The organism is Pseudoalteromonas sp. 0802 (genome assembly GCF_013350085.1).
Lineage (GTDB): Bacteria > Pseudomonadota > Gammaproteobacteria > Enterobacterales > Alteromonadaceae > Pseudoalteromonas.
In genome coordinates this window covers 1-10,290 of record NZ_JABVXE010000039.1, presented here as the reverse complement: position 1 = coordinate 10,290, position 10,290 = coordinate 1, and the positions used below count along the sequence as shown (strand labels likewise).

Annotated in this window: 6 protein-coding genes; 2 read left to right on the top strand and 4 right to left on the bottom strand. The window is 42.7% G+C overall.

Annotated features, from left to right (window positions below):
• Positions 1-251: 251 nt before the first annotated feature.
• Complete coding sequence (locus HUS61_RS20730) at positions 252-1,142, bottom strand: TPR end-of-group domain-containing protein (RefSeq protein ID WP_175083621.1); 891 nt, start codon at positions 1,140-1,142, stop codon at positions 252-254.
• Between the two features lie 271 nt (positions 1,143-1,413).
• Between HUS61_RS20730 and HUS61_RS20725 the strand changes: the two genes are divergently transcribed.
• A complete protein-coding gene (locus HUS61_RS20725; protein WP_175083620.1) occupies positions 1,414-2,703 on the top strand; it encodes an ATP-binding protein in 1,290 nt (429 codons plus the stop codon).
• A gap of 147 nt (positions 2,704-2,850) precedes the next feature.
• Here the strand turns inward: HUS61_RS20725 and HUS61_RS20720 are convergent, their stop codons facing one another.
• Positions 2,851-3,108: a hypothetical protein gene (locus HUS61_RS20720; protein ID WP_054563202.1), complete on the bottom strand. Its 258-nt coding sequence runs from the start codon at positions 3,106-3,108 to the stop codon at positions 2,851-2,853.
• 263 nt (positions 3,109-3,371) lie between these two features.
• Between HUS61_RS20720 and katG the strand changes: the two genes are divergently transcribed.
• Positions 3,372-5,549 (top strand): catalase/peroxidase HPI, encoded by a 2,178-nt coding sequence (gene katG / locus HUS61_RS20715; protein ID WP_175083619.1) that lies wholly within the window; start codon positions 3,372-3,374, stop codon positions 5,547-5,549.
• 664 nt (positions 5,550-6,213) lie between these two features.
• Here the strand turns inward: katG and HUS61_RS20710 are convergent.
• Both HUS61_RS20710 and HUS61_RS20705 read right to left on the bottom strand, forming a co-directional pair.
• A complete protein-coding gene (locus tag HUS61_RS20710; RefSeq protein WP_175083618.1) occupies positions 6,214-8,139 on the bottom strand; it encodes a hypothetical protein in 1,926 nt (641 codons plus the stop codon).
• A 138-nt stretch (positions 8,140-8,277) separates the two neighbouring features.
• Entirely contained in the window at positions 8,278-9,876 is a 1,599-nt protein-coding gene (locus tag HUS61_RS20705; RefSeq protein ID WP_175083617.1) for an ABC-F family ATPase, read from the bottom strand.
• Between the last annotated feature and the right edge of the window lie 414 nt (positions 9,877-10,290).

The window sequence follows — 10,290 nt, the reverse complement described above, 5'->3', positions numbered from 1 at the left end:
TAGACGTATAGCAAGTATGGAAGAACTAAAGACAGAACTCGCGGCCTGGGAATGGAGCAGGAATAAAGAAAGAACAAGTATAAACTGGCTATTTAATGTTGAATCAGCTCGTGAAAAACTTGAGAGGGCTTATGGTGCCCTCAACTAGTCAGAACTTGTGTGATGAAGTACTAGGACCTAGAACCCAGAGCCTAAATCCTAAACCCGAGCGGCTATGACGCGGGATAAACCCGCTGCTACGTGGGTTTCGGCTAAGCCGTTTCGTTTAGCAACGAATTAAAGCTGTCGTTGTCGTGTAGGCTGGCAAACGCGCTTTCGTGTAATAGCTCGTTACGTAGGTTAGGAGAATACTCAAGGGCCATACGAATATCAGCCATTGCATCGGCGTGTTTGTGCAGTAACGCATAGGCACAAGCACGTTGCCAGTATGCGTAGCCGTAGTCGCTATCAATTTCTAATGCTTGATTACAAAGCTCGATAGCTTCACCTGTTTCGTTTATCTCTAACAGTGCATCTGCTTTATAGGCAATGGCTTCTACGTCTTCTGGTTTACGTTTTAAGATCTCGTCAAAAATCTCAATCTTATTCGCGACATCGCTTTCTAAATTGGCACGCATCCATAAAGAATGAACTTCATTGGTGATTGAGATCTTTTGTTGGTTTAATAAGATCTCTTCAGATCGCTCACGTAGCTTTTCTTCAAGTACTTTTAGGCGCTCTTCGTATTCTTGTGTAATCGCACTAACACGTGAGTTTACGATGTCTTCTACTTTGTTTTTCACATCACGCAGTGAATTCCAACCAACTAAAACCAAAATTGAAGCAGTAATCGTAATAATGAAAAACACATTATTAATAGTATCTGTTGTATAAGTTAATGCTCGATCAGCAGTATCAAGTTGCGTATGAGCAACTTGTTTTGTCACATCTTCGCGCAGTTTTTGTTGGTCTTGGCGCACAGCTTTTAATTCATCAAGAATATACCGCTCTAACAATGGCTTATACATAGGTTCTTGAAGCTTATTGAGAGCTTGTTGTTGCTCTGCTTCGGTTAAAGCTGGGCGGTTTTCTGGCTCATTTTGAGCTGCTGCAAATGTGCTAAAGCTCATTAAAAAAGTGATTAAAATTAAGGTATAACGCATGACATATCAATTTTTAGTGATTTCTGAGGTAACTGTAACATGCGTGGGCATTGTGGACTAGGCAAAAAAAAACCAGCTCGGGGGAGAGCTGGCCAAACTGCTTAAACAACATAAAGTCGTAAGGGGTATCAACAGGAGTTAGGTACAATATACCCATTTTAATCTGAACAACTACTTAATACTTAATGAGTTTTTAAAAACTTATATTCATTCTGTCAGAATCACAATGTTCGTCTAGACTTAAGGAGTCGTAAAACTAAAAGGTGAGAGTATGCGCCAACAACTAGTCCAACTGCTGTATGGAGTATCGATTTCTTCTGATCTTGATAGTGGCAATGTTGAATTAGCTGAACGCTTAATTCTGAATGCTGTACTTGATGGCCTAGAAATTGGCCGAGCTGGGATCTGGCTGTTAAATGAAGAAAACACCGCAATTGAATGCCGGTTATTACTCGATAGAGAAAACGGCAAAGAAATCCAAATGTTAGTGCTCCCTCGTGATGCATATCCTGCCTATTTTAAAGCGCTCGACACCCAACGTACGATTACCGCAGTAGATGCTCATACCGACCCTGCCACCTTTGAATTTAGCGAAAGTTACTTAACACCTCTTAATATAGGTGCAATGCTCGATGCGCCAATTCGCTATAAAGGAAAAATGATCGGTATATTTTGCTGTGAGCATATAGGTGGTAAACGGCAATGGACAGAAGATGAATGCTCATTCATCGGTGCTTTGGCAGATCTTTATGGCAGAGCCTTGTCAGCACAAGAAAATGAACGTATCAATGCTGAACTTGAACGTGCCAATCAGCATCTAGAACAACGTGTTGCAGAACGAACGCGTACGCTTGAAAAAACTTTATCAGAACTCACCGAAATGCAAGAAAAGCTCATTGAAGCCGAAAAAATGGCTTCACTGGGTAATCTTGTTGCGGGGATTGCCCATGAGGTAAATACGCCGATTGGCATAGCAGTCACAGCAAATAGCTCGGCAAAAGATAAGCTAAATACGCTTAATAAACACATAGATTCAAATACCTTAACAAAAGCGGCCCTACTTGAAGGCATGAATCATTTAAACGAGTGTATCAAAATATCGTTTACCAACCTTGAGCGGGCTGCAAAGCTCATCAGTGACTTTAAACAAACGGCGGTTGATCAATCATCGCTTAATTTACTCGAAACCAATATTAAAGATTACTTTGAAAATATCCTACATAGCTTAATGCCACTTACACGTAGTCATAATGTTGAAGTAAACATCAACTGTGTTGATGACTTTTCGTTAATAACCGTTCCGGGGGCGCTTAGCCAAATATTCTTAAATCTTGTAAATAATAGCTGTGTACACGGGTTTGTTGGCCGTGAGCAAAACCGCATAGATATAGGTGTAAGCATCGATAACGACGCCAATAGCTACACCATAACCTATAAAGACAACGGTCATGGCATGACCGAAGATGTAATGTACAAGGTATTTGAGCCATTTTTCACTACCAAGCGAGGCAATGGTGGCAGTGGTCTAGGTATGTCGATAGTGTATAACCTTGCAACGTAAGCGCTGCAAGGCGAAGTGAGCATCGATAGCAAACCTGATAACGGCGTTAGTGTTACCTTCAAATTGCCGCAAAAACTCACATAACTAATTAATATTTATACAAGTTGTTGGCTAAATAATCTGGTGACTGGGTAATAAAATTAAAAATTAATCAGTTTGCTTAGCAAGGCAAGAAATATCAGTGCATTTGTTGTCTTTGCAAAACTGTTTTATGCGTTTTTTAGAATATAAATAATTAATGCTCAATGGTGTGATTAACAGCGCTAGCCAAAACAACACCGAGCTTCTAAAGGTTAGCCCCACAAGCGATGCGACGACCAGCCCTGTTAACATCAAGATAGGTAAATTGGCGATAAAAAAGTTAATGCTTAGTTGTCTAGCAACGTCAGGATTAATGGTTTTCATAAGGGCTACTCGCTGTTTAAAAATACCCTTATAAAATGGACTGTTTTATAAAATGAATCAAATCAGATTTTTCTATCGGTGCAATCGATTTAAAACCATGTTCTGGATCTAGCTTTATTAAAGTACAACTCCTATAGTTTTAAACAACAGGAACTTATTCGCTATTAGTTATTCATAACTATTAGAAAATCTCTCTTTATGACGAAAGGAATAAAAGCGCATTTTAGCATTTCGTCATATTTTTAGCTTATGAGGAGCACATAATGAGTAATGGAAAAACGGGCCAGTGCCCGGTAATGCATGGTAGTAACACTGTCACCGCTCAATCAAATACAGACTGGTGGCCAAACGCGCTCAATTTCGACATTCTTCATCAACACGACAGCAAAACGAATCCTTACGGCAAAGACTTTAATTACGCAGAAGCATTCAAATCTCTTGATCTTGAAGCCGTTAAAACCGATTTAAAAAACCTAATGACCGAAAGCCAAGAATGGTGGCCAGCTGACTGGGGCCATTACGGTGGTTTAATGATCCGTATGGCATGGCACTCAGCGGGTTCATACCGTTTAGAAGATGGCCGTGGTGGCGGTGGTACAGGTAACCAACGCTTTGCGCCATTAAATTCATGGCCAGATAACGCTAACTTAGACAAAGCACGTCGCTTACTTTGGCCAATCAAAAAGAAATACGGTAACAAGCTTTCTTGGGCAGATTTAATGATTTTAGCCGGTAATATGGCATATGAATCAATGGGTTTAAAAACCTTTGGCTTTGCCGGTGGCCGCGAAGATATTTGGCACCCAGAAAAAGACGTTTACTGGGGCGCTGAAAAAGAATGGTTAGCACCAAGTGATGAGCGCTATTCAAATGTAGCCAAACCAGACACTATGGAAAACCCATTGGCAGCGGTACAAATGGGCTTAATTTATGTAAACCCAGAAGGGGTGAATGGTAACCCAGACCCGCTTAAAACGGCAGAACAAGTTCGCGAAACATTTGCCCGTATGGCAATGGATGACGAAGAAACTGCGGCGCTTACAGTCGGTGGCCACACTGTGGGTAAAACTCATGGTAATGGTAGTGAAGAAAACGTAGGCCCTGAGCCAGAAGCCGCTGATGTATTTGAGCAAGGCCTTGGCTGGAACAACCACAACTCACGCGGTATTGGTCGCGATACCATGACGTCGGGCATCGAAGGCGCATGGACAACCCACCCAACTAAGTGGGATAACGGCTATTGCTACTTACTGCTTAACTACGAGTGGGAACTTAAGAAGAGCCCGGCAGGTGCGTGGCAGTGGGAACCAATCGACATTAAAGAAGAAGACAAACCCGTTGATGTAGAAGATCCATCAATTCGTTTAAATCCTATTATGACCGACGCCGATATGGCGATGAAGATGGACCCAACCTATCGTAAAATTATCGAGCGTTTTAACGATGATTTTGAATACTTTAGTGATGTGTTTGCACGTGCATGGTTCAAACTAACGCACCGTGACTTAGGTCCTAAATCACGTTATTTAGGTGCCGATGTACCAAGCGAAGATCTGATCTGGCAAGATCCGATCCCAGCGGTTGATTATACCTTATCAGACAGCGAAATTAGCGAACTTAAAACCAAGCTACTTAACTGTGGTGTAAGCCAAGCAGACTTAATCGCAACAGCATGGGATAGCGCCCGCACTTACCGTGGTTCAGACCATCGCGGTGGTGCAAATGGTGCACGTATTCGCCTAGCACCGCAAAAAGATTGGCAAGGTAACGAGCCTGAGCGTTTAGCTAAAGTATTAAGCGCACTTGAATCTGTACAAGCGGGTTTAAGTAAACCAGTAAGCCTCGCTGATTTAATTGTACTTGGTGGTTCTGCAGCGGTTGAGCAAGCAGCAAAAGCGGCGGGTGTTGATATAACCGTGCCATTTGCGCCTGGTCGTGGTGATGCCACAGACGAGATGACAGATGCAGACTCGTTCGGCGTACTTGAGCCAATTCACGATGGTTTCCGTAACTGGTTGAAGAAAGACTATGTGGTTTCAGCAGAAGAGCTAATGCTAGAGCGTACGCAATTAATGGGCTTAACAGCACCAGAAATGACCGCTCTTGTTGGTGGTATGCGTGTACTAGGCACTAACCACGGCGGCTCTAAGCATGGCGTGTTTACAGATAATGTAGGCACACTTAGCACAGACTTTTTCGTAAATCTAACTGACATGGCTTACACATGGAAGCCAACAGGTAATGGTCTTTACGATATTGTTGAGCGCAGCACAGGTGCAACTAAATGGACAGCAACACGCGTTGATTTAGTGTTTGGTTCAAACTCAATCCTACGCTCATACGCAGAGTTTTACGCACAAGACGACAACAACGAACGTTTTGTAAAAGACTTTGTCGACGCATGGGTGAAAGTAATGAACGCCGACCGCTTCGATATTTAATCTAAAATTCCGTTAAGTACAAAGGCCACACAGTTTAACTGTGTGGCCTTTTTTAGTTACGAGGGGAAAGTTAGCGAGTTACAAGGGGAAAGGGGAAAGGGGAAAGGGGAAAGGAGAAAGTTACGAGGGGAAAGGGGAAAGTTACGAGGGGAAAGGGGAAAGTTACGAGGGGAAAGGGGAAAGTTACGAGGGGAAAGAGTAAAGTTACGAGATGCGAGATGCGAGATGCGAGATGCGAGGTTCGAGATGCGAGATGCGAGGTAGCAGCGATTTTACATCGCGTCCTAGCGCCTAGAACCTAAAGCCTAGCGCCCAGAACCTCGGGATAAACCCGCTGCTACACGTAGGCGTGAAACTTGTTTCGCGCGTCTGACAGCTGAAGACTAAAAGCTCTTATTTATTTTTGGTTCGGCATTAAAGTACCTCCTACAATGTTGCATAAGAGGCATTTTTGTTGCGAAAAACTCTCGAACTAACCAACCCCACAGATCGACTGACATCTAACATCTGACCTCTATCGAATAAAAGCCTGCGATTTAACATCGCGTCCTAGCGCCTAGAACCTAAAGCCTAGCGCCCAGAACCTCGCTGATGACGCGGGATAAACCCGCTGCTACATGTAGGCGTGAAACTTGTTTCGCGCGTCTGAGCGCTGCAAGCCCCTTTACTTTTCAATCCCTAACCAATAACTGTTTTGGTATATGTTTTCTTCAACTTCTTTATCGCTGTAGTTATAGATACGCTGCCAAAACAGGCGGTCGAAAATGAATTTATCTGCTTCTTTATGAATAATTTTAAAATTAATTAAAGAGGCATATAAAATTTCATCATCGCCTAACACCTCATCCTTACAGCTAGAGTAATCAAATGCACTTGGGCACTGAGACATCATTGCAAAACTAATACTGTTATCAGCTTCAAATTGCCAATAGGTATTTGGCGTAAAGTTAGCTCTGTTTTCAAGGCCATATTGATCAGCATAATAGAAGCTACCTTTACCATCATCATTTATAAACCAGTATGTTTTCAGGTTGCCGCTGGTGTAATCTTGACGTAAGTAGCTAAATAGGTGCTTATAGTCATCAAGAGTGATGGTTGAATCATCAATCACTTCTATAAATTCATACCCTAAGCGAGCTTGGCGTTCGTCTTTATTTCGCTCGCGCACCATGAGAGTTTTACCATCAGGTTGAGTGAAAAATTGTAAGCTGGTATCTAGGCCATTGCCGGTTACCTTAACGGTTTCGCCATTATTGTCTAAGTTGTAATGCCACTTGAACGAGTCAGTACTTATTGGCGTATTGAATGTTACCGTTGCAGTGTCTGCTGCTGTGATAGTAAAAAATGATGGTAAATAGCGAAACGTTAATCCTTCGCCTGTATCTGAATTTTTATTATTTAAGCGGCCAGTATACGTTTTACCCACTTTAAGCTCAGGAACCGCAACCGGTGTCAGTTTTTGTAATGCAACAACCGATGTTTGCACTTTCATAGCTTCAGTTAGCTCTTCTGATTCAACAATATTCGCAGCATCAGTTTCATCATGATAGCTAAGAACATGTTGCAGTTTTAGCACCACAAAATTATCGAACTGCGCAACCACTTCGGCATTAACGAGGTTAAGGTCAAACTCTACATTCACCTCGTAGCCTTCTTTATTTAGCTGATTTGCATAGCTGTTCGTAATAAATTTGTCGCCATTAATCGCTAACGTTTTACCTTCTAAGGTCGCCGAAAACTCTGCATAAGGGAATGATGTGGTACTGCCTGAAGGCGTCGGAATATAGCTTGCTATCGATACTTCAAAATAGCTTTCTTCACCTTGGGTGTTTAAATGATTCACCATGTGAAAAGTATTGTCGTCCATATCAACATAATACGCAGAGCTAAGCTCTGTATTTGATTTATAAAGGGTAACTACTTCGCCTTTATCGGTTGAAACATTAAAAAGCTCAACACGAATAGCATCATCGCGCTTAGCTAACACTTCCATTTCAAGAAGGGCTTGTTGATTACATTCATGCAAGCAATCAATCGCTTGGGTATTTAGTGCAATAACATCAGGGTTCGACCAATCAAAACGACTTAACTCACCATTTTGAGCAATCACACCAGTGTCTTCAGTGGCAAACGAAAGCTGCACGCTGCCATCGCTTGACTGCCAATTCCCCATCACTTCGCTGTTGCTAAGCTCAATTGGTTGCCATGCGGCACGGTTTTCAGCGACATTAACGGTTAGGGTATATTGGTTACTTGCTTTACCATCAGAGACTTCCACAGTAAAAGCGTGGTTAGCAACGTCGAATAGGCTTGGCTCAGCACTAAAAGTTACTTGATTACTGCTGGTGGTTACAGTCAGCCATTCTGGCTTATCAATAATCGTTGTTGTCACACTGTCGTTTTGCTCATCTTTTAAATCAACAACTAAATTAGCTGATTCAAGCGCTTTGGCTGAGAGAGTGAGCGAGCCAGAAAGCGTCGGTGCAGTATTTTGCTCTACTTTTACATCTGGCGTTTTATCTGTAGATGAACCGCCACCACAGGCTGTTAGAGCTAGAGTCAGTGCCGATACGCTGAGGAGCTTTTTCATTTAGGTCCCTTAAATTTATTGTTCTATTGGAGTCAAAGAAATTTAAGTTACCTAAAATGGGTAATTCAGTAAAGTGAATATGTAACTGAACGTAAACAAAAAAGGTGAGCTAACTTGCTCACCTTTTCGAAGAAGGGGTTATTGCGCTTGTTGCGCAACATGGTCCATATATTCGTCAAACGTGCCCTGAAAATCGATAAGCTGTTGATCTTTTATATCGATGATCCGAGTCGCTAAAGACGATACAAACTCACGGTCGTGGCTCACAAAAATCAGCGTGCCTTGGTAATCTTTTAATGCATTATTGAGTGCTTCAATGGCTTCCATATCCATGTGGTTGGTTGGCTCGTCCATAATTAGCACGTTGATGTCTTGCATCATTAACTTACCAAACAATAGGCGGTTCTTTTCACCACCCGAGCAGTTACGAGCTTTTTTGTTAGCGTCATCTGCGGTGAATAATAAACGGCCTAACATAGCACGCACCATTAAATCGTTGTGCTTAGCGGTGCGCCACTGCGACATCCAATCAAATAAAGTTAAGTCGTTATCAAAGTCTTTACTGCTGTCTTGCGGGCAATAACCAATGCTGGCATTTTCAGACCACTTAACCACACCTTCGTTACTTTGTAATTCATTCACTAGGCAACGTAATAGGGTGGTTTTACCAACACCGTTTTCACCAATAACCGCAAGCTTAGCACCGGCTTCAAGTAGTAGCTCACCGCCGCTGAACAGGGTTTCGCCATCAAAGCCATGACCTAACTTAGTAAGCTCTAATGCTTGGCGATACATCTTTTTGCCTTCGTCAAAACGAAGTGATGGGCTAATGCGGCTTGACGCTTTTACCTCATCAAGCTTAATTTTGTCCATGCGCTTAGCACGAGAGCTAGCTAATTTTGCTTTCGAAGCATTGGCACCAAAGCGGTTTACGAACTCTTGTAGCTCGTCAATTTCGGCGCTCTTCTTTGCGTTTTCAGCAAGTAGCTGTTCGCGTTGCAAGCTTGAGGCTTCGATCCACTTTTCGTAGTTACCAGGGTAAATTCTTAGTTCACCGTAATCGATATCGGCCATGTGTGTACATACCGAGTTTAAGAAGTGACGGTCGTGCGAGATAATAATCATCGTACACTTACGCTGGTTAAGTTCGTTAGCTAGCCAAGTAATAGTGTGAATATCAAGGTTATTGGTTGGCTCATCAAGCAGCAAAATATCAGGATTTGCAAACAGCGCTTGTGCTAACAGCACACGTAGTTTCCAGCCCGGCGCAACGTTTGCCATTAAGCCATAATGAAACTCTTGCTCAATACCCGCTTGGATCAAAATTTCTTCTGCACGGCTTTCTGCTGTGTAGCCATCCATTTCAGCGAAAATGCTTTCAAGTTCAGCGACTTTCATGCCGTCTTCTTCACTCATTTCTGGCAGAGAATAGATACGGTCGCGCTCTTGTTTAACTTTCCAAAGCTCTGCATCACCCATGATCACCGCATCAACCACAGTGTATTGCTCAAACGCAAACTGATCTTGGCTTAGCGTACCTAGTTTTAAACCAGGTGCAATCGACACATTGCCAGACGTTGGCACAAGCGCACCACTTAGAATTTTCATAAAGGTCGATTTGCCGCAGCCATTCGCACCAATTAAACCATAGCGGTTACCGTTACCAAACTTAGCTGAAATGTTCTCAAACAGGGGCTCTGCACCAAACTGCATGGTGATATTAGCGGTTGAAATCAACGAATTGTTCCTAGAAAAATACTGACAGGGTTATGGGCGCAGCAACTGCGAAAATAAACAAGCAATAGGGTAAATAATAGGCCGCGGATTATACAGATCAGCCCCTAATAACGCTATTAAAAAAGAGAAAGATTCAAGTTACGAGGGGAAAGAGTAAAGGGGAAAGAGTAAAGGGGAAAGGTGCGAGTAACGGGATGCGAGGTAGCAGCGATTTTACATCGCGTCCTAGCGCCTAGCTCCTAACCCTAGCGCCTAGGGCCTAGCACCTAATCTCTTCACCGTAGGCGTGAAACTTGTTTCGCGCGCCTGAAAGCTGACAGCTCTTATTTATGTTCGATTCGGCACTAAAGTACCTTATATGGACTCCTCCTATTGCACAATACTCTTCGTTAATTTTGTCAGACTGCGTACTTA

What these genes read in the sequence shown, in the direction of transcription:
- HUS61_RS20730 (WP_175083621.1), bottom strand. Translation starts at nt 1,142, where the DNA reads ATGCGTTATACCTTAATTTTAATCACTTTTTTAATGAGCTTTAGCACA.
- HUS61_RS20725 (WP_175083620.1), top strand. Translation starts at nt 1,414, where the DNA reads ATGCGCCAACAACTAGTCCAACTGCTGTATGGAGTATCGATTTCTTCT.
- HUS61_RS20720 (WP_054563202.1), bottom strand. Translation starts at nt 3,108, where the DNA reads ATGAAAACCATTAATCCTGACGTTGCTAGACAACTAAGCATTAACTTT.
- katG (WP_175083619.1), top strand. Translation starts at nt 3,372, where the DNA reads ATGAGTAATGGAAAAACGGGCCAGTGCCCGGTAATGCATGGTAGTAAC.
- HUS61_RS20710 (WP_175083618.1), bottom strand. Translation starts at nt 8,139, where the DNA reads ATGAAAAAGCTCCTCAGCGTATCGGCACTGACTCTAGCTCTAACAGCC.